This window comes from Amedibacillus sp. YH-ame6 (assembly GCF_053848845.1).
Genome location: NZ_JBSPEZ010000013.1, coordinates 57491 through 82559 on the forward strand (window position 1 = coordinate 57491; position 25069 = coordinate 82559).

Below are 25069 nucleotides of genomic sequence, written 5' to 3' on the forward strand. Positions count from 1 at the left end.
ATGAAGAAAATTAAATTAGCGATTATATTTGGTGGAAAATCTAGTGAATATCCAGTATCTTTACATTCTGCTGGAAGCTTGATTCGTAAGATTGATAAAGAACGTTATGATTTGGTTCTTGTGGGTATAAGTCAAGATGGAAAATGGTATTTATATAATGGAGATGTAGAAAGTATTGATCACGATACATGGTTACAAAATGATACTACTTGTGCATGTGTATTGTCCTGTAGTGAAGCTTATAAGGGATTCTTGAAACTAAGAGAAGATGGAACATTCGAAACAATCGCAGTGGATTGTATCTTCCCAATTCTACATGGTAAAAATGGAGAAGATGGAACGATTCAAGGATTGTTTGAACTCAGTGGTATTCCTTATGTTGGATGTGGACATATGAGTTCTTCTGTTTGTATGGATAAAGAAATGACACATATTATATTAGAACATGCAAGTGTACCTTGTGCTCCTTATATTTGTGTATACAAAGAAAAAGATATGGATTATAAAGCAATCTATGAAAATGCTGTAGAAACATTAGGGTTACCAATATTTGTGAAACCATGCAATGCGGGAAGTAGTTTTGGAATTAGTAAAATTCAAGAGTTTGAGGGATTTGAAAAAGCTATGGAAGATGCGTTTTATCATGATGGAAAAGGTAAATTGGTACTTGAAACAACGATTGAAGGGTTTGAAATTGGTTGTGCAGTTATGGGGAATCATGACATATTTGCAGGGAATGTAGATGAAATTGAAACCAGTGCACCATTCTTCGATTATGAAGGAAAGTATCAAATGGTAGATTCTCATATCTATTGTCCAGCAAGAATTAGTGAAGCGTTAAGAGAAGAAGCACGTGTATTAGCAAAACGTGCCTATAAAGCTTTAAACTGTACTGGTATGACACGTGTGGATATGTTTAAAACACCAGAGAATAAGATTGTGATTAATGAAGTGAATACAATTCCAGGATTTACCGATACATCACGTTATCCTACAATGATGAAAGAAGCGGGGATTATGTTCCTGGATTTGATTGATCGTTTAGTAGATTTAGCAATGAACAAACAATAAAGAGGTGAGGACCGTGCTTGAGAGTGATACAAGATCATGGCTTGAGATTCATTTGTCCAATATCGGACATAATATCAAAGAAATACAAAAACTGATTCCATCATCAAGTAAGATTATGGCAATCGTTAAAGCAAATGCATATGGGCATGGAGATATTGCTTGTGCAAAAGAATTAGAGGAATGTGGCATTGATTTCTTCGGTGTCAGTAGTGTGGATGAAGGGATTACCTTACGTGAGAATGGTATTCACTCCCCAATTTTAATCCTAGGATATACGCCTCCTGTACATTTTCATTATCTTCATGAAAAAAACTTGTTACAGACCTTTGTATCTTTGGAGTATGCACAAAAAGTAGATGCTTATTGTGCACAACATCAAGTGTGTATCAAAGGGCATGTAAAAGTTGATACAGGTATGTCAAGGATTGGAATTGTTGCGCAAGAACATGAATACCATATTGAAGATATCAAACAAGTGTATCAACTACAACATATAGAAACTTGTGGAATCTTTTCTCACTTTAGTGTGAGTGATGGTTTAGAAGAAGACAATGTAGCCTATACGAAACAACAGAAGATTATGTTTGATCGTGTTCTACAGGATTTAAAAGAGGCAGGGATCGAGGTAGGAACACGTCATTTACAAAATAGTTATGGAATTTTAAACTATCCTGAACTATCCTATGATTATGTAAGACCTGGTTTGTTATGGATGGGTGTTACTAGCGATGATGCAGTTAAAATCAATACCGCTCCTAACTTTTTACCAGTCATGGAGTGGAAAGTGAATGTATCCTTAGTGAAAACCATCCAAAAGGGTGTTAATGTGAGCTATGGAAGGCATTTCAAGGCATCTAAGCCAACAAAAGTCGCATCGTTATCTGTTGGGTATGCAGATGGTTATCCTCGCTGTGTATCAAATAAAAATAGCCATGTGTTGATTCATGGGAAAAAAGCAACCATTATTGGAAACATCTGTATGGATCAGATGATGATCGATGTAAGTGATATTGATGATGTAAAAGAGGGAGATGTAGTGACCTTGTTTGGGAATGATCAAGAAGAACATCTAAGCATTGATGAACTTACTCGATTAGCAAATACCATCAACAATGAAACTCTTTGCTGGATCAGCGCAAGAGTGCCAAGAATCTACAAATAGCCGATCAAGGCTATTTTTTATGAAGGAGAGAGAATATGCAAAAAAAGAATTATTATGCGATAGATATTGCGAAATTTGTAAGTGCATTGCTTGTCATATGCATTCATACAGCACCACTTGTAGATATTAATATGGATGCGAACTTTGTCCTTGTACAAGTATTATCACGTGTGGCAGTACCATTCTTCTTTATCACTTCAGGTTTCTTCTTTTTTCAGAAAATCGATTTGCAAAGAGAATGGAACGATTATGAAAATATACAAGTATTAAAACATTATTTAGGAAGGCTCTTTAAAATCTATGTCATTTGGACGATTCTTTATCTTCCATTTACCTACTGGATTATGCGTTCAGGGGATGGTGTTACATTTGCGGCGATCTTACGTTATGTGCGAGATTTCTTCTTTATGGGAAGCTTTTATCACTTGTGGTTTTTACCAGCACTTATGTTTGCGGTATTTGCTGTTTATTATTTGGTTACCATGTTAAATGTAAAGAAAACGATTTGGATTACCCTTCTATTGTATTTGATTGGAATGATGGGAAATGTATATCCAAAATTATTAGAAGGAATTCCAGTTGTGGACTTTATATGGAAATACTATGTAGATATGTTCTCTACTACTCGAAATGGATTGTTTTTTGGAATGATATTTATAGCACTTGGAGCATATTTCTCTAAACATATGCTCTATGTGAAGAAACCAGTGTTATTTGTAGGTTTTTTGATTTCTCTAGCGTTATTGTTTGGGGAATGTTATCTATTGAAAGCAAATGGTTTTATGAGTGATTTAGCAAGTATGTATGTGATGTTAATCCCATGTGTAAGCTTCTTGTTTTTATGGTTGAAACGTATCGATCTTCAAAAACAAAAAATATACCGAACACTTCGACAGATGTCATTGTTGGTATATGTATCACATATCATGTTTGTCAGCGTCCTAATATGGGCAATGCCAGAGTTGAATTCCTTATTAGGATATTTCATTTCTGTTGCGGCAAGCTTGGTATTCTCTTATGTGATTCTTTGGATATCTAGAAGAATCCATATACTAAAAGCAGTATACTAAGGACGAGGTGAATGTATTGATAAGAATCCAACAGCTAAAACTATCTCTAGATGAGGAACTAACAATTCTTCCAATAAAGATTGTAAAGAAATTACGTATTCCAGAAGAAGAGTTATTATCCTATCATATAGTGAAAGAAAGTATTGATGCACGTAAAGCAGAAGATATTCATTTTACATATACCGTGGATTGTAAAGTAGCAAATGAAACAAAGCTATTAAAGTATAAAATGAAAGATGTATCAAAAGCTGTGAAAGAACGTTACCATATGCCAAAAAAAGGTGTAGTTGGTTTAAAGCATCGCCCAATCGTCATTGGGTTTGGACCAGCGGGTATGTTTTCTGCATTGTTGTTAGCACAACTTGGGTATCAACCTTTGGTGTTGGAACGTGGAGAATGCGTTGAAAAACGTGTGGAAAGCGTAGAACGTTTCTGGAAAGAAGGTATTCTTAATCCTTCTAGTAATGTACAGTTTGGAGAAGGTGGAGCAGGTACATTCTCTGATGGAAAATTAACCACTCGTGTAAAAGACACAAGAATTATTAAAATATTAGAAGAACTGGTACGCTTTGGTGCACCAGAAGAAATTTTATATCAGGCACATCCTCATATTGGTACAGATTATTTGAGAAATATTGTGAAACAAATGAGAGAAGAAATTATTCGATTAGGTGGAGAAATTCGTTTTGAAACAAAGGTAGAAGATTTCGTAATCGAACAGGGTGAACTTGTAAAAGTAATTGCCAATGGAGAAGAAATCCCTTGTGAACAAGCTATCCTTGCGATTGGTCATAGCGCAAGAGATACTTTTGAAACGTTAATGGATCGTGGATTTTGTATTCACGCCAAAGCATTTGCGATTGGCGCAAGAATCGAACATCCTCAAACCTTAATCAATCAAGCACAATATAAACAACATGCGAATCATCCACGCTTAAAGGCTGCGGACTATCGTCTTGTACATACAGCAAGCAATGGAAGAGGTGTATACACCTTCTGTATGTGTCCTGGTGGTAGTGTTGTACCTTCTACATCCATTGAAGGTGGAGTTGTAGTGAATGGAATGAGTGAACATGCGCGGGATCAAGAAAACGCAAACAGTGCAGTTCTTGTACAAGTGCGTACTTCTGATTTTGATGATGATCCTAGAAAAGGAATACAGTTACAAAGTGACATAGAGAAAAAAGCGTATCAACTAGCAGGAAGTAATTATCATGCACCTGTACAACTTGTAAAAGATTTCCTAGCAGGAAATCCATCAACTACACTAGGGAGTGTAACACCATCCTATGCGCTAGGGGTTACACCTTGTAATTTACTTGACATCCTTCCAGAATATGTAGGGAAAGCAATGCAGGAGGGAATCGTAAATTTTGATCGTAAAATCAAAGGATTTGCGATGGATGATGCAATTCTTACTGGTGTAGAAACAAGAAGTTCTTCTCCACTACGCATTGAACGAGAAAAAGATACATGCAACTGCATTTCTGTAAAAGGAGTATATCCTTGTGGAGAAGGCGCGGGATATGCTGGTGGTATTGTATCTGCGGCAATCGATGGATTGCGATGTGCAGAAAAACTAATCGAACTATATCAATACGAAAAAAAGTAACGTTATGTTACTTTTTTTGTACCCTTTAATCGATACGAACCTTTGACATTAATTGTTTCATATGTTGGATGAACTCATTGAAATCCTGCATTTGTAATAGTTCTCTTACATGTACAGGTTCACTTAATATTTCAATAATTTCTTCGAAGATTTCAGAGAATACTTTTCTGGAATCTTCATTGATTCCAATTAAGGCGATGATATGTACTGGATGTGATCCCCATGGAATTGGTTCTTCACTTATCGCAATGGATATAAAACTAGACTTTGTATTCTTCGATAAAGAATGAGGAACTGCAACATCTTCAAAGGCTGTGCTCGACATATGCTCTCTTGCGAGTACATCCTCATAGAAGGATGTTTCCGTATAATCGAGCTTTACAACATCTCTACACATGATTTCTAGTGCTTCTTCTTTATCCTTAAAGGACGGGTTTTTATAGAAGAGACGTTGATCAAAGAAATTCATCAAATATGCTTTTAACGCATTTCCTTTCTTTGTTTGGCTGATGCGTTCAATCGCATCTCGTATTGCGCGAGTATCTTTTTCTGTAAGGAAGGGGTGTATAGTAACAGAAGCGTTCGCAAAAGGCATGTCGATCGTAGATATAATTAGGTCTGCGTGTAATAAACCAGGGTTGTAATTGTTAATGGAGATGGCATATTTCATATTGATACGTTGATCAAATTGTCGCATGATTTTATCTAATACATTCTTATGAATGGAATAATAATCTGCATAAATGAAGGCACACGTCACTTTGTTTTTACTTTGTACATTATTTTCAAAGTAGCTTCCAATATGAAAGGCAATAAAGGCAATTTCATCCTCGTTTAAAACTACTTGATAATCTCGTTTAAATTCTTGTGCGATGAAGACTGCAATATCATAAATCAATGGATACGATGTTTTAATTTTAGCGGTTAAAGGGTTCTTGGCATAATATTCATTTTCTACGCGATTAAATAAGTTTTTGACATGTACCGTAAACTTCGTTATAAAGTCTTCATCAAAAGCATCTAAATAGTAATTACGTTCCACTTTTCGTATGACATTATGGGCAATATCAATAAATTTTTGTTCGATGTATTCACTAATATTTTCTGAAGTAATAAAGGAATAATCCAATATCGTTGTATGATTGGATATAATCAATACCAAATTGTACAACTCTGTATCATTGATTTTAACATCATAGGCTGTTTCTATGAAACTTTGAATTTGGGTGCTCACTTGATATTGTTTACTCTTTTTCACTCTATCTAAATCAATTTCATCTTTCATAATGCATCCATTGCGGATACGATCAATCATGATGATGAGATGCAGTGCTGTATTGTTTAGGGTATAATCATTCGCAAATATATCATTTTGTGAAAATATATCTCTTATATTTTTTCGAAAATCCCAAAAATGATAATGGAAGGTCAGTAGTTGAACTTCATCTTTCAGGATAAAGTTATCATAACTATCAGAAGATATGAGGTGACTCATGAAGGTACGCTTGTTCATTTCATTTCCTTCTACCAACAACATATTCTTATTGCGAATCAAATGTAAATTGTGATCGCGTAGAATGCTTCGGATTTCTTTTAAATCAGTTTCAATCGTCGCACTACTAACAAATAGTTCATCGCTTAAATCAAAGATATCATATCCTTCTTTGATACAAATTAGCTTTTGTAGGATATAGTTCTTCCTTGTTTCTGGAGTTTCGATGGTACGTGTTGGTGTATGTTCTTGTATATCTGCATATAAGCCTTGATCCATACAATATCCACGATAGTTGGAAAGGATGACTGAGGCATTATAAAACGCATTAATATTTACTACATACTTACGAATCTGACGAGTGGATACGCCTAGTTTATCGGCTAGTTCTTGTGCAGGTACATATCGTTCTTCACGCTCATCTCGTAACAATATGACCAACTGATCTTGTTTTTTTATTTTCATATGTTCACCCCAATGAAAAGACAGTATTGTCCTATTATGCTACCTACAGTATATAAAAGAAGCTTCCTTGATACAAATGGAATTAGTTCCCATCTAGAGGAACTTTTTTTATTTGAAGGAATTTTTACAATCCTATATGCTTGAAGTGTAAAGAGAAGAAAGGAGGTCAGAAACATTTCGTGAAAGACAGAAAAAGAGATACATCCCCTCAAACTTGTACGCTCATACAGTAAGTAGATATATCTCAAATATAGTTTATCATCAATCGTAATGAATTTCACGAAAAATTTCACAAAAAGGAGAGATTAGAATATGAAAAACATTTTATTAGTATGCGGAACTGGTGCTTCCAGTGGCTTTATGGCAAAAAATATCCGCGTTGCCGCAAAAAACGAAGGATTTGAAATAGGTGTGAAAGCACGAAGTGATTCTGAAGTAGAAGATTATATTGAGGAAATCGATCTATTATTGGTAGGACCACATTTAAAGTATATGCTTCATGACCTAGAGGAAATTGCAGATCCTTATGATGTTCCAGTAAGAATCATTGATGAAAATGCTTATGGATCATTGGATGGAGCGGCTGTATTAAACTCTATCAGAAAAGAACTAGACATTTAAATAAAAGAGGAGAAATTTTATGAAATCATTTATGAATTGGATGACAGATGTATTTGCGCCAAAGATGAACAAAATTGCAAGAAACCCATGGCTTGCCTCTGTACAAGAATCAATTCTTGCGGCAATGCCACTTATCTTAATTGGTTCCTTTGCGACTGTATTTAATATTATTAGAGACTTTGTACCACAAATGCCAGATATTTCGATGTTGAGTAGTTTCTCATTTGGACTACTTTCCATCTTCTTGGCATACTTAATTCCATCTACCATTATGGAAAAGAAAAAACACAAGAAAACAGCAAAACAAGCAGGTATGGCAGGAATTGCCTTCTTCTTAATGATTGTGTATCCTACCTTCGATGATGCTGGGAATATCCAAATTGTATTCTCAAACTTAGGTACTGGAGGTATGATTGCTTCCCTTGTAGCGGGTCTATTTGTTGGAGCTGTAATGAATCAATTCGCAAAACATTCTTTCTTTAAAGAAGATAGTGCATTACCAGACTTTATTACCGTATGGTTTGATACGTTGATTCCTATTACAATCTGTCTTGTCATTGGATTTATCTTCACATTCACATTAAAGATTAGTATCTTCGATGTAATCTATGAAGTATTCACACCATTTATTTCTATTGGACAATCCTTCTGGGGATTTGTATTACTAAACTTCATTGGATATGCATTCTTATATACCTTTGGTATTTCTACATGGGTAATCTATCCAATTACATCCGCAATTTGTTTACAAGGAATGGGTGATAACATGGCTGCAGTTGCGGCAGGAAATGCACCTACCTTCATCCATACAAGTGAAACTACCAATTTATTCCTACTTGGAGGTGGTGGTACTACCTTAGCACTTGCGGTTATGTTATTAGTGCTTGCGAAATCAAAGAAATTACGAGTGATTGGAAAATCAACATTTGTACCTTCTTTATGTAATATCAACGAACCATTGATTTTCGGTGCACCAGTTGCCTTTAACCCGTTGTTAATGATTCCTATGTGGATTATTGGATTAATCTCACCAATGATAGTTTACGCGGCTTTAGCATGGGGTTGGGCTCCAATTCCTGCAGAAACATTTGGATTTTGGTATTTACCTAGTCCAATTGTTGGATACATGGTCACAAAATCATTAAATGGAGCAATTCTTGTTATGGTAATCTTCGCGATTTCATGGGTAATCTATTATCCATTCTTCAAAATTTACGACAAGCAAGTTTGTGAAGAAGAAAGAGCTGAACAAGAAAAGAAAGAAAAACTAGCTGCGAAGAAAGCAGCACATAGAGAAGAAATAGAAGAAAGTGTATAAGGGGGAATTCCTATGAAAAAAGTAACACCAGAAGAACTAAACAGTGCGGCAATGCAGATGATTCTGCATGCCGGCAACTGTCGAAATTTATTAAATGAGGCAGTACATGATACAGAAGATGGCGTTGATGTAAATGCTGTGAATGCGAAACTAAAAGAAGCAAAAGATGAAATCACGATTGCGCATAAAGTACAAACGGATATGATTCAAAGTACGATAGAAGATGAGGAACTACAAACAACCTTACTCTTTACACATGCACAAGATACCTTAATGACCATCAATTCAGAAGTGAATATGACCAATCATATCATTCGTATGATTCGTAAAATAGAAGAAAAGGTGGGCAAATTATGATAAAAACTCCAACCGGCTTCCCTAAGGATTTCTTATGGGGAGGGGCCATTGCGGCAAATCAAGCAGAAGGTGCATGGAATGAAGATGGAAAAGGTCCATCTATCGCAGATATCGAAATTTTACCTGAAGAATATAGTCGTACAAGTATTGTAGGCTTTAAACATAGCAAAGAAGAAATAGATGAAGCACTACAAGATAGTGTAGGATACTATCCTAGAAGAAGCGCAATTGATTTCTATCATACATACAAAGAAGATTTGGCTCTTATGAAAGAAATGGGTTTCAAGTGTTTCCGCACTTCCTTCAACTGGACACGCATTTTTCCAACAGGAGAAGAAACACAACCCAATGAAGCAGGTCTACAATTCTATGATGATTTGTTAGATGAAATGATTTCACTTGGTATAGAACCAGTTATGACCATTTCTCATTATGAAATACCAGTGAATTTAGTTACGAAATATAACGGATTCAAAAGTCGTTATGTAATGGAATGCTTTGTAAAATATTGCGAAGTACTATTTAAACGATATCAATCCAAAGTAAAATATTGGATTGTATTCAATCAAATCAATTCCCTTGGTGGATGGGGAGAATTCTCCTCTCTTGGACTTATGGAGGGATATACTTTGAGTGATGTATATCTAGGTGTTCATCATCAATTTATCGCAAGTGCAATGGCTACAAAAATCGCGCATGAAATCAATCCTAATCTACAAATCGGATTGATGACAGGGGATGATACAAGCTATCCAGCAAGTTGTGATCCAAAGGATGTATTCGCAGCAACACAAGCAAATCAAATGGGTGTATATTTCTATAGTGATGTTTTATTAAGAGGATATTATCCAGAGTATGCGTTACGTTTCTTTAACGAGAATCAAATTGATTTCGAAATGAAAGAAGAAGATATGAAACTGTTAAAAGAAAACACAGCGGATTATTTATCCTTCTCTTACTATTTTACACGCACAACAAAAGCGGGTATGAAAGAACCACAACCCAATCCTTATTTAGAAAAATCCATTTGGGGATGGGCAATTGATCCTCTTGGATTCCGTAATTCTTTGAATCAGTATTGGGATCGCTACCATGTGCCTATGTTTATTGCGGAAAATGGACTAGGCGCAATTGATGAAGTTGTGGATGGTAAAGTACATGATGATTATCGTATTTCCTATTTAGAAGGAAATATACGCGCTATGAAAGAAGCTATTAAAGATGGTGTAAATGTATTTGGTTATGCATCTTGGGGTCCAATTGATATCATCAGTTGTTCACAAGGCGAAATGAGTAAACGTTATGGATACATTTATGTAGATATCGATGATCGTGGAAATGGCACAAAGAAACGCTTACGTAAAGATTCCTTCTATTGGTATCAAGAAGTCATCAAAACAAATGGTGAACAATTATAATGATTAGAAAAGGGTGTAGCGAAAGCTTCCCCTTTTTTGGAAAGGGGTTGTATGAAGAAAACGATTCAGAAAAATGCTGTAATTGTAGTAGAAACACTATTTTCTACTTGTATATGTGCGATTGGGGTTGCGTTGTTTGTAGAGGTAGGGTTAGGAAGTGATACCATTGATGTATTTGTGGATGGATTACATCGTACGTTAAATATTTCCTTAGGAAGAGCAGATCAATTATTTTCAATTTTCTTTTTATTTTTTGCATTGTTGGTAAATCGACGTTATATCGGTTGGCCTTCAATTTTATATACTTTGTTAATAGGGTTTGCGATTGATTTTTTCAACGTGTTTATTATCTCTATGAATCTTAGTGAACAATCTTTCATCATACGATTTTTATGTATCATTCTTGCACAGTTAAGTTTTGGCATGTCCTATGCGATCTTTCAAACTGTAGAACGTGGGATGAATATGGTGGACGCGGTTATCTATTTCTTTGTTGTACGTTTTAAATTATCTTATGTATGGATAAGAACTTCATTGGATATTGTATTCTTTCTCTGTGGTTTCTTATTAGGTGGAGTCATCGGTATTGGAACCGTATTATCTGCATGTCTTACGGGGATAACAACAAGATGGTTATATAAACGCGTTGTGCAATACAAGAACAATTCGAAGATGTATCGTTCCCTCTTTGAAAGAAAGGAACTATTAAAATGAAATGTATAGCAAGTGATTTAGATGGCACTCTTTTATTAGAAGACAATACCATGAGTATGAAAACAAGAGAGATGTTAAAAGAACTCGAAGAGAAACAGATATTGTTTCTAGTTTGTACAGGAAGAAGCTATATGGATTTTCGAAGTGCCTTTCCAACAGATATAAAGGTACCAGCCATATTATTAAACGGAGCTTTATACGTAGATGCTCTTGGAAATGAGATTTTATCATATCCGATGCAAGATGAATATATAAAGAACATAGAAGAAACCATAGTAAACCATCATTTATCGTGTCTTTACTTCACCTCTCGTGGAATTTATGGAAGTGGAGAATTGCAAGGTATGATGGACTGTGTAAAAGCATATTATCATCCAGATTATCAGGGAGAGTATTTCATGGAACCTGTTCATATTGTGGATAGCTATACACAAATACATGAACCTATTTTAAAAATGGAAACCATGTGTGTAAATATAGCATTTATTAGACAAGTGAAGGATGAATTACACATGTTTGAACATTTGCAAGTATCCTCTTCTTTGCCGTATAATATTGAGATAACCGCAAAGGGTGTAAATAAAGCCTCTATGCTTCAAAGAGTGCTATCTTACCAACACCTAACAGAGGAAGATTTATTATATTTTGGAGACAGCAATAATGATTTAGAAGTCTTTCAAGAATTTCCATATACCATCGCAGTACATAATGCATGCGATGAGATAAAAAAAGAGGCGTATGAAATTTGTGGAACCTGTGAAGATGATGGAGTAGCTCAATATATAAAAGAAAAAGTATCACAGATGGCGTAAAGCCCTGGGATACTTCTTTTTTAACATCAAGATCGCTTTAGATAATAGATGAACACTCGTTAATACAATGACAATCTGTATCCAATAATGACCTTCAAAACGATCGAAATGCAAGAATACTATAGTCGCAAAATATATTACAAAAGGATGTACTAAATAATAATACTTATAGTATTCACGATATGGAATCGTTTTCTTTGTTTTAAAGAATGGCTTTGTGTGAATGAGAGTAATAAAGAGATAATACACCAAAGGGATACAAGATAATAAAATATTACTATCTAAACGATCGATGGTTTGTAGAATTAAGGCTTCTGCCACTAACAATACACAACACAACAAGAGCTTTAAAAAAGCATAGGATACATAGGTTTTTTCTTTTGTGCCGATGTAATATCCAAGCGCAACATAAAACAAACCAAAGAATAAGAAATTGCGGGTTGTATAGAAAATCTGGAAGTAATATGTAGATAGAAAGTGTTGTAACTGATCAGGTAGAAAACCAAAGTAAGTTTCCGTCGCACCTAAGAGTAAGAGAAGGAACGAAATTACCAATAATGGTTTCATAGGGAAACGCTTCATCCATCCTCTTAAGACAATCATCGCGAGTAACAGTGCAGGAAAGTACCAAAGGTGATAAAAGGTGCCAGTATAGAAGAATCCCACAAGGATAGCTAAAGGGAATGCTGCAGGAGGTAATTGTATGTTTAGCGTTTCTAACGCTTCTATTCCAAATGGCAGATAAATAATACTCCAAACAAGATAGAACTTTAAGGATCCTTTGATATAGTTTCGTATATACCCAGGGCGTTCCTGTTCTTTTTTTGCGGCGAAATAACCAGAAGTAATAAAGAACAGAGGTACACAAATTCTTCCAACGATGTAATTAAATGCTAAATCTAAATGATCATTATAACCAAGGAATGGTCTCATATGTACTAGTACAACAACGATAGACAAGGCAAATCTAGTAATATCTAGATTATCATAATGTACTTCTTTTTCATCTGCATTATGTTGGGCGTTTCTCTCTACATATGCAAATGCAATCGACAATATCAATGCGACCAATAAAATGAAGACGGGTTCTGCATATATGCCTTGTAATACATTGAAATAACGCAATAACAAGAGAAGCGCTATGATGATAGGAGTTGTAATAAATAAGTATTTTTTCACGTTCGTCACACCTTTATATCCAATATTATAACATACTCATAGCATTTTCTATAGAGGAAGGGCATAGATTGAAATGAGAGGTGAACGCTGTGAGTAAACGTTGTCGTTTAGGGATATATGTTCTTGTTGGATGTGTGGGTGTTTTTGTATTTGCGCTGCTTATAAAAATTCTATGTTTTAGTGGATTGTTTGTACCGTTACTAAAACTTGAGGGTAAACAACAAATGGAGATAGAAGTAAACACTGCCTTTGTAGATCCTGGTGTAAAGGCACGTTATCATTTAACAGACTATAGTGATGATATACAAGTAAATAGCACGTTAAACACACGCAAACTTGGAACATATGAAATTACTTATGAATCAAAGGAACATCAAAAAAAAGTAACACGTGAAGTTCGTGTCGTGGACACAGCGCCTCCAAAAATTCATCTAAAGGGAGACAATACTGTACGTATATTTATGAATGGTGAATTTCAAGAAGCAGGGTATGAAGTGAAGGATAATTATGATCAACAACTGCAAGAAAAAGTAACGATAAAAAATCATGTGAACAACAAGAAAAAAGGCACTTATAAGATTGAATATGAGGTAAAAGATAGTAGTGGAAATGTTGGGAAAGCTGTTCGTAAGGTACAAGTATGTGATGATCCTACAAGTGTGAAACTTTATTATAATCATGATACTTATGATAATAAAATGGAAGAGTGGTGGTTTCGCAAATCAAAAGATCACAAAAGAACCACTGCGGCACAAGATGAACAATTTCTATTGAAATATAATACCTTCTTTCAAGGACCTGATGAGAAAGTGATTTATTTAACTTTTGATGAAGGAGGCAATGATATTACCTATATCAAAGAAATTGCCGAAGTACTAAAGAAAAATGATGTACAGGCAACGTACTTCTTAACCTTGAATTATATTCGAGATAATCCAGAATTTATGAGAGAACTTGTCAAAGATGGAAATCTAATAGGTAATCATACGTGGCATCATTATGATATGACGACACTTGCAAATGCGAGTGGTGTAGATAAGTTTGTGAAGGAAATAACAGAAACAGAAAAGACCTATATGCAAGTAACAGGAAAACCTATGGTGAAAGTATTTCGTTTTCCAAAAGGTGGAAGCAGCGAACGTGCAATGAAGATGGTGAGTGATTTAGGTTATCGTACGTATAACTGGAGTCATGCATATTATGATTATGCAAGTGATGTAAGTGGGGAAGAGGCATTAAAGACTATGATGGATCATTATCATAATGGAGCCATTTATTTGTTGCATCCAAGCAATAAAGGGAACTATGAAGCTATGGATACATTCATTAAAAATATGAAAGATTTAGGGTATACATTTAAAACAGTTGATACAATTTCAAATACCAATAAAAATAATAACTGACAAAACACTCAATATTATATATAATGAAGCACAGGAGTGATTATATGAAAAGAAAACATATTTATCTAATTCTGTGTTTTATTTGGATGGCCGTTATATTTTGGTTCTCTGCTCAAGTTGCGGATGATTCCCAAGGAATGAGCAATAAACTAATTGAACTAATAGATCGCATCTTCAATATAAATCTTGTGGAAAATGGTGGATGGCTATTTGATGTGGCAAGCTTCATTGTACGAAAACTTGCGCATATGAGTGAATATGCAGTCTTAGCAATCTTATTTGCCCTATATTTTAAAGAGATAAATGTACAACATTATGGTGTATATGCAATCGTGGCAGTTTTCCTATATGCTTCGACAGATGAATTTCATCAGCTTTTTGTGAAAGGCAGAAGTGGACAATTTAAGGATGTGTTGATCGATACCTTTGGTGGAACACTTGGCTTTATGCTTTTACAAATATATTATAAAGTACTCATAAAATATAAAGAGAGACGCAAGATAAAGCAACTTTAGAAATTGTGATGTTATATGTTCTTAAACAAAAAAAGTGGATTTTCCACTTTTTTTGTTTACTCTAATGTTTAACCTTAACGTACCGCTTTTTTGATGTTTTTAATAATTACATTGCTTGCGTGATGTTCTAATTTTTCACCCATAGTTTTGAACACTAACATATTCAAAAGGGCGGTTGTATCTACTACATAATGAACATTTACTTTGCATTTTCCATCTACTTCTTCAAGACGTAGTGTAATATCCGTTTTTTCACTATCATATTTTGTATTTTGTGTTACAACATGTACTGTATATGTATCTTCGTGTAATGTAGCAGTACAGTTTGTATCAACTTCACCCTCTCTTTGAACCCAATGTAAATCATCTTCTATACGAAGTTTTGAAAATCCTTCCGTTACAATATGTGCAGGTTTATGTAAAACTTCCCAAACACTTTCTATTGACGCATCAATAACTTCACTAAAATTCATTGCTTTTTCCATGATGTTCTCCTTTTTATCATCTATTTTCTACATAGTAGCATAAGATTATCTTGTGCGGTAATTTTTTTGAAATTTTTCATATTAACTAAGAATGGTGGGATTATTGAAGGTTTTATGGGGTTATAATACAAAGTAAATAAATGATAAATAAGGGAATTTATGTGAAAATTTGACATTCTCTTTGTTGTACTATAAAATGAAAAAATACTCAAAACTGTGAGTATAGGAATGAGGTATATATGAAAAAACTATTAGCAGTTATGTTTGCATGTACATTGTTACTAACAGGATGTGGTAGTGATGAAGAACCAAACATCAGCGAAAATACAGGAAAAGAACAATTGATTGTCGCAATGGATACGGAAAGTGCGCCTTACAATTATCTATCCGAAACACAAAATGACAATACGATAGCATTTGGGAAATCTTATTTTGCAAGTGGTTATGATGTACTAGTTGCTAGAGATTTAGCAAAATCTTTAAAGAAAGAACTGGTTATTAAAAAGATGAGCAGTGCAAAGTTTGAAGAAGCACTAGATTCAGGTGAGGTAGATATCGTTATTAGTGGAGTATTAAAAGAAGATGAAAATGATAACGTTACATACTCTTCTGCTTATGGTGAATCTGGTGTATCCATAGTTGTGCGTAAGGATGATAAAAGTGCAACCTTTACGGATATTAAACAGTTTAAAAAATTAAACGTAAGTGCACAAGCTGGTATGGCAAGTGATCGTGTCATTGATCAAATTAAGGATGTAAAACATCAAGAACCTAAAGCCAATACAGCAGAGCTTTTAAAAGCATTAAAAGATAAGAAAACAGATGCAATCGTTTTAGATAATGCTACTGCTGCACTTGTTGCAAAACAAAATAGTGATGTAAGTATCGTATCCTTGAAAAAAGGATTTAAAGTTAGTAAGTCTTTGGTTATGGCAATGGAAGAAGATAGCAAAGATAGTGAACTTTATAAAGGAGTAGAATCATTCCTTAAAAAACTTAAAAAAGAAACAAAAGAAGAATATATGAATATCGCAAACAATGCTGCACCAGCATTCTTGAAATAGACGATCCCTTTGGATTGTCTTTTCTTAATATGAAGAAAGTAGGGAAACTATGTATCAAGAACTATATGAACGTTTGTTTCTAGTAAGTAAACAAGCAGGAGTTGTTGCAAAGATGATGCAACAAGGGATTTTGAATGAAGGTAAGAAAGTGGACTCATTAGAAGGGGAAGATGCGCATCATAAGGCAATGCGTGAAGCAAAAACAAAAGCAGATGAAATCGTACAAGAAATGATCCTTACTTCCTTGTTGCCAAAATACAAAGATATCCTTACCTTAGATGTAGAAGAGGATACAGAAAGTATTCAACTATTTACGAAACAAGATTATGCAATGACCCTTGTATTAGATCCAATCGATGGAACACTTGATTACTTACAACAAAGGGATACCTATTCGATTTGTAGTGCTATCCTACAGAATCAAGATATGAAAGTTGCGCTCGTGTATTTTCCTGCTAGAGATGAGATGTATAGTTATTGTGATGGAGTGGGAACTTTGTTTTATAAAAAAGTATCATGTATGGATATCAACGATGGGGAAGAACTCAATTATATCCCCAATGAGCATACTCCATCTATAATCTATAAGAATAGCCGTCTTTCAAAAGATATTGTACAACATCTTATAGAACAAGGATATACCGTCGTGGATGATCAAGAACAATGTTTGGGATGTCCAGATGCAATTTATAAATGTATGAGAGGAGAAGCACTTGCTTATTTTTCAGACACTAGAAATATTCGAGATATCCTTATGGGAGCGATTCTTGGAAAGATGAAATATGGGCATTATTATACGTATTTAGGAGAAGATGCGGTGTGGAAAAGTCATGGCAGACAGAAGGAAATTGTGTTTTCCATTTATGAAAAAGAGAAAATTTTTAAATAATTTCTCTTTTTTTTAGGATTTTTGAATTTTATCTCGTATATACATAGTGTAAGGGTTTAATAGGAGGCACTATGGAAAGTATAAAAACATACATCGATGAAAAAGCAACAGTAAAGGATATGAAACAAAGATTAGAGTATTTGCGATATTACAGTGCAGGAGTTCGTTTGCAAAGTATTCTATATGGAGAGTATGATAGTACCTTGCGCATTGAGGATGAAATTGGAGATTATTTACAATATACGAAGAGTGTTGTACAGATTGATCGAAATGCTAGCAATCATGAGCGAGAGAATGTTGTATTACAAGCTATGCATAGGCAACAAAAACATAAAGAACAACTACAGAAAAGAGACTTACAAGCATATATTTTGTTAGAGGGAATTGCGCAGATGAAGAAGAGTGAGCGAGAACTGCTTTTCGATGTTTATGTAAGGCAGCGTAGTAAACAACAAGTCATGAAAGAATTAGGTGGCATTGTGGAGAGTACATATCATCGAAAATTACACAAAGCGATGTTACATTTAGCGCTTATTTTTCATTACGAAATATATAAAGATCACTAACAATTTTGTAATAGAAGGAAATCTGGGTATGCTAGTTAAGTAAGTTATGCTATAATTACATAAGTGTTTTACACAAAGAATAAAAAGCATGAAAAACGGAGGGATCGAATTGAATAAGAAAATTACCATCAATATGTTATCAAGTGCAGACAAAATTGAGGGACAGGGTGTTGGTAGTGCCTATCTTGAACAGGTCAAACTTGTGAGTGAGGGAGCTCCTGAGATGTTTGATGTACGTATCAATAGTATAAAAAAAGCAGATATCATCCATACGCATACAGTAGATCCACAGAACTATATCAAAATGAAAAGTAGTAAAAATGCAGTGGTTTGTTACGTGCATTTTTTACCTGATACATTAGATGGAAGTATTCAGTTACCAAAAATAGCTTTTTCTGTCTTTAAGAAATATGTTATCAGTTTTTATAAATCTGCGGATTACTTAATCGTAGTAAATCCTACATTTATGGATGAATTAGAAAAATATGGAATTTCAAGAGATAAAATGGTGTATATTCCAAACTATGTATCTAAAGAAGAGTTTTATCCAAAACCAAAAGAAGCGTGCGATGTATTGCGTAAGAAGTATGAAATTGATTCAGATGCCTTTGTGGTCATTGGTGTGGGACAAGTTCAAATGCGTAAAGGAGTATTGGATTTTATCGAGGTTGCGAAGAAACTTCCTGAAGTGCAATTTGTTTGGTGTGGAGGATTCTCCTTTGGAAAGATAACAGATGGATATGAAGAATTAAGTGAAGTGGTAGAAAACCCACCAGCAAATGTGAAGTTTACTGGGATTGTACCAAGAAGTGAAATGAACGATATGTATAACATGTCAGATGTATTGTTTATGCCTTCTTATAATGAATTGTTTCCAATGGCAATCTTAGAAGCTGTAAACTTACATATTCCACTTGTGTTACGTGATCTTGATTTATATCGTGATATTTTATTTGAAAAGTATGAGCGTGGAGATGATAACGATACCTTCGCACAAGAAATTGAAAAATTGTATAACGATAAAAAGAGTTATGAAGCATGTCAAATACGTTCTAAGGAAATCAGTGAATTCTATTGTAAAGAAAATGTATTGCAAATTTGGAAGGATTTCTATACAAAGGTATATGAAGAACAAGAAGATGGCGTGATTCAAGCAAAGAAACGCAAACCTAAAGAAAAGAAAAAATAAGAACCTCGTGAGAGGTTCTTTCTCTTACGAGGGGATTTCGTAAAGCTTACACTATTGTCATTTTCTTACTATTGGGAATGTGATATAATAACTACGTTAGAAAACGAAATATAGTCATTTTATAGGATTATATATATGAGGAGTGCCATAATGAAAAATTCTTTTCGAAGTTATGCTCTCAATTTGCTCATTATACTTGGGTTTACCGTATTGGTTCTTTGGTTTGCACTAAAGGATAATTATCACAGTGTAATGGCTTTGATAGCAAATTTAAAATGGTACTGGCTTGCCATCATCTTATGTTGGGGGATTCTCTATGCATGGGTGATAGGAATGATACTTACTGTATTTGCCAGACGTAATAGGAAAAAATATACATATCTACAAGGATTTCAAAATGGATTGGTAGGAATCTTTTTTAGCGGAATTACACCTAGTGCTACTGGGGGACAATTTGCTCAAGCGTATATTTTTAAGAAACAAGGAATAAAGTATAGTGATGGTGCTTCAATCTTATGGGCGGATTTTATTGTTTATCAAACTACAATGATGATTTATGTGACCATATTATTTGCACTTCGTTATAGCCATTATATGGATATTATTGGTAGTTGGTTTTTAGGTATTCTTTTTGGGTATGTTGTGAATGTGTTTGTCATTGCGATTCTTTGGACAATGGCGTTATTTCCTAAGTTATATGTGCGCTTAAGTCAGATCGTAGTAGAATTGTTAGTGAAATTGCATATTGTAAAAAATAAAGAAAAGACTTTGTCTACTTGGACCATTCAAGTAGAAGGTTTTACAACTGAGATAAAGAAAATGCGGCATGAGAAAAAAATGATTATTAAGACTGTGGTTTTAAATGTGATTCGTATGACGATACAATTTGTATTGCCATTCTTTATTGCCAATGCGATTGGAGTTACCATAGGATGGGATAAGTTTGTAGACTGTCTAGCTTTATCTAGCTTTGTCTTGATGGTGAATGCCTTTATACCGATTCCAGGAGCAAGTGGAGGAACAGAACTTGTCTTTACGAAATTATTTATCTATCTTGTAGGAAGTTATGCAAGTGCAAGTGGTATTATGATCTTGTGGCGTTTTTCTACCTATCATGTTGTCATGCTTGTAGGTGCTGGTGTGTTTATCTATTTAAAGCATAAATATAATAATGAAAAATATAGAACAGAAACAGAGGAACTAGATGATGACATTACAGAGCAGGAGGTGTTGTCATGAAGATAGGGATTTTTACAGATACGTATTCACCAGATATCAATGGGGTTGTATCCTCCATTGTGACATTACAAAATGAATTAGAAAAAAATGGACATACTGTGTATGTGATATGTAATCATAAAGCATTATCCACGAAACGAGAAGGTAATGTTTTACGTTTGCCAGGTTTAGAATTAAAATGGTTATATGGGTATAAGCTTTCTACTCCATATCATATCTCAGCGAAAGAAGAAGTGCGAAAAATGCATTTGGATGTGATTCATGTGCATACGGAATTTGGGGTAGGGATGTTCGCAAGAATCGTTGCGAAATACCTCAATATACCTGTGGTATCAACTTACCATACGATGTATGAAGACTACACGCACTATATCAATCGCTTTGAATTTGAAGGTGTAGATCAAGTATCTAAAAAAGTAGTTTCTACATTTTCTCGTGCGATTTCAGATAATGTACAAGCGGTTATTTCTCCTAGTGAGAAAACAAAAGAAACATTATTGAAATATGGGGTGAAAACACCTATTTATGTAATACCAACAGGATTGAATTTTGATAAATTTAATCCAGATCGTATTGATATGGAAAAAGTAAAAAAGATTCGTGAAAGCTATGGTATTGCGGAAGATGATAAAGTTATCACCTTTGTAGGAAGAATTGCACAAGAAAAAAGCATTGATATTCCAATTGAAGGATTTCGTTATGTAGATGACCCTAAGATTAAACTATTCATTGTTGGTGGTGGACCACAATTAGAAGATTTAAAGGGTATGGTAAAGAAATATCACTTAGAAAAACAAGTCATCTTTACAGATAAAGTATTATCAGAAGAAGTACCTGCATATTATGCATGTGCAGATTGTTTTGTTTCGGCATCTTTAACAGAAACGCAGGGAATGACCTATATTGAATCTTTGGCATGTGGGCTTCCAGTCTTTGCACGACCAGATGATGTACTAAAAGACCTTGTGGTTGAAAATGATAGTGGGTTCTTATTTCAATCACCACAAGAATTTGCGAAAAAACTTATGGACTTTATGAAGTTACCAAAAGAAGAACAACTTGCTTTTCATGGACGAGCAATTTCAAAAATTGCAAAGTATGATTCTAAGGTATTTTATTCAAAAGTAATCAGTGTATATTATCAAGCAATTGATGATTTTCAGGATGCGTATGAAGTTATTAAAGTCAAAGCATTGGATGATTATGTTCGTATTTATGTTATGAATGAAAAAGAAGATGAACCTAAGAAGATTTTAATTGATTTGGATGATTACTTCTTATATAAGATTCGCGTTCATACAATGTTGGATCGTATGACTGTTTCTTTGTTTGAACAAAAAGAAATCTTATTGGAAGCGTATCGTGGTGCGATACGAAGACTTCGAATGCGTGATTATACACGTAAGGAAATGAAACAATACTTCTATAAATATCCAAGCTTGAGTGAAGAAGATAAAGATAAAATCCTTCATGAATTAGAAGAAAAAGGATATATCAACGATACTCTATATATGAGCCAAAAAATAGAAAAGATGCAGTATTCACTAACTGGTAAGGGAAATATTCGTCGTACCTTAATCAACAAGGGTATTTCTGCGGAGGAAGTAGATCAAGCACTTGCGGATTTTGGGGATGAGGAAGAACGTGAAAAGGCTGTGAAAATGGCAGAGAAATTGTTAATGACAATCAAAGACAAATCCAGTAAAATGAAAAAACAAACCATCATTCAAAAGCTTATTAACTTAGGATTCGATAGTGATATAGCGAAGACGACAGGAGATACCTTACGATTGGATGAAGAAGACGATAGTGAAGCTTTGGATAAGACAATCCAAAAAGCAATGCGAAGCTATATGCGCAAATATGCGGGTAGAGAATTGCGTGGACGTATATTAGCACATTGTATGCGTAAAGGATTTAATACAGCAGCTATCAATAGTAAATTAGATGAAATGGAGTGGAATGAGCACAATGAAAATTAATGAATTACAAGATGGATTCAAAGGCAAAGTCAGTGTTCTACTCATTCATGTAGGACGTGGAGTTACCAATAAAGGAGCACCTTATTTATCCTTTACTATGCAAGACAATACAGGCACAATCGATGCGAAGTATTGGAACGTGAGTGAAGAAATTTTATACAGTTATAAGCAAGGACTCATTGTGGAAGTTGAGGGAGATGTTATCTCTCATCAAAAACAATTACAGTTCCGTGTACAAAAAGCAGATATTCTTGAACAAGATACACAAGATATAAAAGAATACGCACAAGAAGGACCAGTTCCTAAAGACGAACTAGTAACACGTGTACAAGCGTATCTAGATGCAATTCAAAACGAAAAGATCAAAACACTAGTACAAGAAACAATTAAGAAATATGAAAAAGATTTTTACGAGTATCCTGCCGCTACAAAAAATCATCACGATTTTGTTGGAGGATTAGCGACTCATGTGTTAGGGATGTTGGATTTGGCAAAACAAGTATGTAGCCAATATCCATTGTTACATCAAGATGTGTTGTATGGTGGAGTCTTCCTACATGATATTGGAAAACTTCATGAATTAAGTGGGGCAATCATTACAGAATATACGACTGAGGGAAAACTACTTGGGCATATTTCTATGATGCAAGCGGAACTTGATCATTTGGCAAAAACATTAGGTATTGAAGGAGAAGAAGTTACGTTATTGAAACATATGATTTTATCTCATCATGGGGTATATGAATATGGTTCTCCAGTACTTCCAATGATTCCAGAAGCTGAAATACTACATCTATTAGATAACATTGATGCACGTATGAATACTATGGAAAAAGCATTAAAAACAGTAGAATCAGGAGAGTTCACACAGCGTGTCTTTGCGCTTGAAAATAGAAATTTTTATAAATCAAAGCTCTAATAAAAAGATAGTTCTTATCACTAGGAACTATCTTTTTAATCGCTATTTTCCATTAATTTCTTTTTAATATAGTAATGCTTTGTATCTTTTATGAGCGATAATAATTCTTCTTTTAAAGGTTCCCAATACAACATATCAGAAGGACTACAATAAGGAAGTACTTGTTTAACAAGTAAATTCTCTAAATATTCATTGGTACAGTTTTGATGGCGATCGATAAAGTATTGATAGAAAGAAACAATATAAGAAGGATAACTTTCTTTGTTTTTAATTGGTTCTAACATTTGAGCACCTTCATATGGACCTTGTTTTACAACAATATTCATAAACAATGCGGCAGGAAGATAATATGCTTTATCAAGTGTAATTAAATGCGAGAAACATGCATACGCTTCTTCTACATCGTTTTGATAATAATGCATGATTCCTGCAATGAGTAAACCTTGTTTTTGTTTTGTAGGATGGAAATTTTCAGAATGTTCTTGAATCAATTGAAAGAATTTAAGTAAATATACACGAATGGTATCGTTGGTTTGGACTTTGCGATATAACAACAATAGAACTTCATAAACATCTAATAAGCGTTGGTAATTCTTTTCTTTAATAAAAAGTTCTTCCAACCGCAAGGCAATGGCATGAGAATCTAAATAACGTTCTTCAAAGAAATATTGACGGCATTGATCAATGCGTACAAAAGGGGATGTAGATTCTTCCATATGCATTTCATAAAATATTTTTTTACATAAAGGAATATTCCTTTGATGATAGAAAGCATTTTGATACAACATTGTCTTTAAAATTTCTTGTATTGGTTTTGGAAAGATTTTATAAATCTCCCTATATTTTTCAAACATATCACGTTCAAGCATTTCACGTGTGTCAAAATATTGAAGAGAAATATCTAATAAACTGTAGATTTCTCTTGCGAGAAAGTCTTTAGAACCATGAAAATCAGATTTGATTTGTTCGCATAGGTTGCGATAGTCTTCCATCTGATACATAGTCAAAGTACGAACGAGTTGTTGAAACTTAGGAAGTTCATTGTTCCAAAAGGAAGGGAAACATTCATAAGTCGCATCAATTTGATATAAAAGATAAGTATAGATCGAATTTCGTTTGATTACTTTTCCATTTTCAATACGACTATAGGTATCGGCTGAACATACAGAGGCATTATTATATAGAATGAAATCACTTTGTTTTATTTTTTGAAAACTCCTGTAATATTTTAGTACAATCGATATATGTTGTTTGATCTCATCTTCTATGTGAATAGGTTTATACATGAATTCCCTCCTTTATAAATATTATTTATTATATCATATCCAGAATGTGACAAACTATAAATTCGTTATTTCCTTTGATGTAAGATTTGTTTCATGTTATATTATTAGCGAGGTGTTGAAGTGTGAAACAAAAAGTGATGATAGTATAAAAAAAGACAAACCTAAAAAGAAGTTAGTGAAAAATTTAAAGCATTTATCAAAACTCAAGAACAAGGTGGAAGTTGAACAGAAGATATATCAT

23 protein-coding genes are annotated in these 25069 nt (G+C 34.1%); 19 read left to right on the top strand and 4 right to left on the bottom strand.

The features are described 5' to 3' along the window. From ACWG0P_RS09720 to ACWG0P_RS09735, 4 genes are read left to right on the top strand one after another with little or no spacing between them, the layout of a single operon-like run. A complete protein-coding gene (locus tag ACWG0P_RS09720; protein WP_455801552.1) occupies positions 1-1071 on the top strand; it encodes a D-alanine--D-alanine ligase family protein in 1071 nt (356 codons plus the stop codon). Positions 1072-1084: 13 nt separating this feature from the next. Next, entirely contained in the window at positions 1085-2233 is a 1149-nt protein-coding gene (alr, locus tag ACWG0P_RS09725; protein ID WP_455801553.1) for an alanine racemase, read from the top strand. Positions 2234-2268: 35 nt separating this feature from the next. Further along, positions 2269-3303, top strand: a complete 1035-nt coding sequence (locus ACWG0P_RS09730; protein ID WP_455801554.1) for an acyltransferase family protein — start codon at positions 2269-2271, stop codon at positions 3301-3303. Positions 3304-3319: 16 nt separating this feature from the next. Continuing rightward, positions 3320-4915 (top strand): NAD(P)/FAD-dependent oxidoreductase, encoded by a 1596-nt coding sequence (locus tag ACWG0P_RS09735; protein WP_455801555.1) that lies wholly within the window; start codon positions 3320-3322, stop codon positions 4913-4915. 25 nt (positions 4916-4940) lie between these two features. Here the strand turns inward: ACWG0P_RS09735 and ACWG0P_RS09740 are convergent, their stop codons facing one another. Further along, positions 4941-6872 carry a BglG family transcription antiterminator gene (locus ACWG0P_RS09740; protein ID WP_455801556.1) on the bottom strand — a complete coding sequence of 644 codons (1932 nt, stop codon included), beginning with the start codon at positions 6870-6872 and terminating at the stop codon, positions 4941-4943. 312 nt (positions 6873-7184) lie between these two features. Here ACWG0P_RS09740 and ACWG0P_RS09745 point away from each other — a divergent pair, with 312 nt between their 5' ends. The 6 genes from ACWG0P_RS09745 to ACWG0P_RS09770 are packed head-to-tail and all read left to right on the top strand — an operon-like array spanning position 7185 to position 12112. Continuing rightward, the gene (locus tag ACWG0P_RS09745; RefSeq protein WP_455789521.1) at positions 7185-7493 is read left to right on the top strand and encodes a PTS sugar transporter subunit IIB; all 309 of its coding nucleotides are present in this window, start codon (positions 7185-7187) and stop codon (positions 7491-7493) included. A 19-nt stretch (positions 7494-7512) separates the two neighbouring features. Then, complete coding sequence (locus ACWG0P_RS09750) at positions 7513-8811, top strand: PTS sugar transporter subunit IIC (protein ID WP_455801557.1); 1299 nt, start codon at positions 7513-7515, stop codon at positions 8809-8811. A 12-nt stretch (positions 8812-8823) separates the two neighbouring features. After that, a complete protein-coding gene (locus tag ACWG0P_RS09755) occupies positions 8824-9168 on the top strand; it encodes a PTS lactose/cellobiose transporter subunit IIA (protein ID WP_455789518.1) in 345 nt (114 codons plus the stop codon). Further along, positions 9165-10586, top strand: coding sequence for a glycoside hydrolase family 1 protein (locus ACWG0P_RS09760; RefSeq protein WP_455801558.1), 1422 nt, complete (start codon positions 9165-9167; stop codon positions 10584-10586). The genes ACWG0P_RS09755 and ACWG0P_RS09760 overlap by 4 nt, the downstream gene beginning before the upstream one ends. A 51-nt stretch (positions 10587-10637) precedes the next feature. Further along, positions 10638-11300, top strand: a complete 663-nt coding sequence (locus tag ACWG0P_RS09765; protein ID WP_455801559.1) for a YczE/YyaS/YitT family protein — start codon at positions 10638-10640, stop codon at positions 11298-11300. Then, the gene (locus tag ACWG0P_RS09770) at positions 11297-12112 is read left to right on the top strand and encodes a Cof-type HAD-IIB family hydrolase (RefSeq protein ID WP_455801560.1); all 816 of its coding nucleotides are present in this window, start codon (positions 11297-11299) and stop codon (positions 12110-12112) included. The genes ACWG0P_RS09765 and ACWG0P_RS09770 overlap by 4 nt, the downstream gene beginning before the upstream one ends. On the opposite strand, the gene ACWG0P_RS09775 is transcribed toward ACWG0P_RS09770, so the two are convergent. Further along, positions 12098-13291 carry an acyltransferase family protein gene (locus ACWG0P_RS09775; protein WP_455801561.1) on the bottom strand — a complete coding sequence of 398 codons (1194 nt, stop codon included), beginning with the start codon at positions 13289-13291 and terminating at the stop codon, positions 12098-12100. The two genes, ACWG0P_RS09770 and ACWG0P_RS09775, sit on opposite strands and share 15 nt — an antisense overlap. Before the next feature lie 89 nt (positions 13292-13380). Between ACWG0P_RS09775 and ACWG0P_RS09780 the strand changes: the two genes are divergently transcribed. Both ACWG0P_RS09780 and ACWG0P_RS09785 read left to right on the top strand, forming a co-directional pair. Then, positions 13381-14694, top strand: a complete 1314-nt coding sequence (locus ACWG0P_RS09780; RefSeq protein WP_455801562.1) for an immunoglobulin-like domain-containing protein — start codon at positions 13381-13383, stop codon at positions 14692-14694. Between the two features lie 44 nt (positions 14695-14738). Continuing rightward, positions 14739-15209, top strand: a complete 471-nt coding sequence (locus ACWG0P_RS09785) for a VanZ family protein (RefSeq protein WP_455801563.1) — start codon at positions 14739-14741, stop codon at positions 15207-15209. Positions 15210-15283: 74 nt separating this feature from the next. Here the strand turns inward: ACWG0P_RS09785 and ACWG0P_RS09790 are convergent, their stop codons facing one another. Continuing rightward, positions 15284-15694 (bottom strand): hypothetical protein, encoded by a 411-nt coding sequence (locus tag ACWG0P_RS09790; RefSeq protein WP_455801564.1) that lies wholly within the window; start codon positions 15692-15694, stop codon positions 15284-15286. A 239-nt stretch (positions 15695-15933) separates the two neighbouring features. Here ACWG0P_RS09790 and ACWG0P_RS09795 point away from each other — a divergent pair, with 239 nt between their 5' ends. The 7 genes from ACWG0P_RS09795 to ACWG0P_RS09825 all read left to right on the top strand — a co-directional run bounded on the left by ACWG0P_RS09795 (position 15934) and on the right by ACWG0P_RS09825 (position 23542). Continuing rightward, positions 15934-16758, top strand: coding sequence for a transporter substrate-binding domain-containing protein (locus tag ACWG0P_RS09795; protein WP_455801565.1), 825 nt, complete (start codon positions 15934-15936; stop codon positions 16756-16758). A gap of 49 nt (positions 16759-16807) precedes the next feature. Further along, complete coding sequence (locus ACWG0P_RS09800; protein ID WP_455801566.1) at positions 16808-17647, top strand: inositol monophosphatase family protein; 840 nt, start codon at positions 16808-16810, stop codon at positions 17645-17647. A gap of 71 nt (positions 17648-17718) precedes the next feature. Beyond that, positions 17719-18213 (top strand): hypothetical protein, encoded by a 495-nt coding sequence (locus ACWG0P_RS09805; RefSeq protein ID WP_455801567.1) that lies wholly within the window; start codon positions 17719-17721, stop codon positions 18211-18213. A gap of 109 nt (positions 18214-18322) precedes the next feature. Beyond that, positions 18323-19402, top strand: coding sequence for a glycosyltransferase family 4 protein (locus tag ACWG0P_RS09810; protein WP_455801568.1), 1080 nt, complete (start codon positions 18323-18325; stop codon positions 19400-19402). Between the two features lie 150 nt (positions 19403-19552). Continuing rightward, positions 19553-20641 (top strand): lysylphosphatidylglycerol synthase transmembrane domain-containing protein, encoded by a 1089-nt coding sequence (locus tag ACWG0P_RS09815; protein ID WP_455789501.1) that lies wholly within the window; start codon positions 19553-19555, stop codon positions 20639-20641. Beyond that, entirely contained in the window at positions 20638-22623 is a 1986-nt protein-coding gene (locus ACWG0P_RS09820) for a glycosyltransferase (RefSeq protein WP_455801569.1), read from the top strand. The genes ACWG0P_RS09815 and ACWG0P_RS09820 overlap by 4 nt, the downstream gene beginning before the upstream one ends. Next, positions 22604-23542 carry a 3'-5' exoribonuclease YhaM family protein gene (locus ACWG0P_RS09825; RefSeq protein WP_455801570.1) on the top strand — a complete coding sequence of 313 codons (939 nt, stop codon included), beginning with the start codon at positions 22604-22606 and terminating at the stop codon, positions 23540-23542. The genes ACWG0P_RS09820 and ACWG0P_RS09825 overlap by 20 nt, the downstream gene beginning before the upstream one ends. Before the next feature lie 35 nt (positions 23543-23577). On the opposite strand, the gene ACWG0P_RS09830 is transcribed toward ACWG0P_RS09825, so the two are convergent. Then, positions 23578-24828 carry a hypothetical protein gene (locus ACWG0P_RS09830; protein ID WP_455801571.1) on the bottom strand — a complete coding sequence of 417 codons (1251 nt, stop codon included), beginning with the start codon at positions 24826-24828 and terminating at the stop codon, positions 23578-23580. Between the last annotated feature and the right edge of the window lie 241 nt (positions 24829-25069).

Excerpts from the sequence above, each read along its gene's own strand:
- ACWG0P_RS09790 (WP_455801564.1), bottom strand. The coding sequence starts at position 15,694 with ATGGAAAAAGCAATGAATTTTAGTGAAGTTATTGATGCGTCAATAGAA.
- ACWG0P_RS09745 (WP_455789521.1), top strand. The coding sequence starts at position 7,185 with ATGAAAAACATTTTATTAGTATGCGGAACTGGTGCTTCCAGTGGCTTT.
- ACWG0P_RS09805 (WP_455801567.1), top strand. The coding sequence starts at position 17,719 with ATGGAAAGTATAAAAACATACATCGATGAAAAAGCAACAGTAAAGGAT.
- ACWG0P_RS09785 (WP_455801563.1), top strand. The coding sequence starts at position 14,739 with ATGAAAAGAAAACATATTTATCTAATTCTGTGTTTTATTTGGATGGCC.
- ACWG0P_RS09755 (WP_455789518.1), top strand. The coding sequence starts at position 8,824 with ATGAAAAAAGTAACACCAGAAGAACTAAACAGTGCGGCAATGCAGATG.
- ACWG0P_RS09720 (WP_455801552.1), top strand. The coding sequence starts at position 1 with ATGAAGAAAATTAAATTAGCGATTATATTTGGTGGAAAATCTAGTGAA.
- ACWG0P_RS09770 (WP_455801560.1), top strand. The coding sequence starts at position 11,297 with ATGAAATGTATAGCAAGTGATTTAGATGGCACTCTTTTATTAGAAGAC.
- ACWG0P_RS09750 (WP_455801557.1), top strand. The coding sequence starts at position 7,513 with ATGAAATCATTTATGAATTGGATGACAGATGTATTTGCGCCAAAGATG.
- ACWG0P_RS09830 (WP_455801571.1), bottom strand. The coding sequence starts at position 24,828 with ATGTATAAACCTATTCACATAGAAGATGAGATCAAACAACATATATCG.
- ACWG0P_RS09800 (WP_455801566.1), top strand. The coding sequence starts at position 16,808 with ATGTATCAAGAACTATATGAACGTTTGTTTCTAGTAAGTAAACAAGCA.
- ACWG0P_RS09795 (WP_455801565.1), top strand. The coding sequence starts at position 15,934 with ATGAAAAAACTATTAGCAGTTATGTTTGCATGTACATTGTTACTAACA.
- ACWG0P_RS09820 (WP_455801569.1), top strand. The coding sequence starts at position 20,638 with ATGAAGATAGGGATTTTTACAGATACGTATTCACCAGATATCAATGGG.
- ACWG0P_RS09730 (WP_455801554.1), top strand. The coding sequence starts at position 2,269 with ATGCAAAAAAAGAATTATTATGCGATAGATATTGCGAAATTTGTAAGT.
- ACWG0P_RS09765 (WP_455801559.1), top strand. The coding sequence starts at position 10,638 with ATGAAGAAAACGATTCAGAAAAATGCTGTAATTGTAGTAGAAACACTA.
- ACWG0P_RS09825 (WP_455801570.1), top strand. The coding sequence starts at position 22,604 with ATGAGCACAATGAAAATTAATGAATTACAAGATGGATTCAAAGGCAAA.
- ACWG0P_RS09815 (WP_455789501.1), top strand. The coding sequence starts at position 19,553 with ATGAAAAATTCTTTTCGAAGTTATGCTCTCAATTTGCTCATTATACTT.
- ACWG0P_RS09760 (WP_455801558.1), top strand. The coding sequence starts at position 9,165 with ATGATAAAAACTCCAACCGGCTTCCCTAAGGATTTCTTATGGGGAGGG.
- ACWG0P_RS09740 (WP_455801556.1), bottom strand. The coding sequence starts at position 6,872 with ATGAAAATAAAAAAACAAGATCAGTTGGTCATATTGTTACGAGATGAG.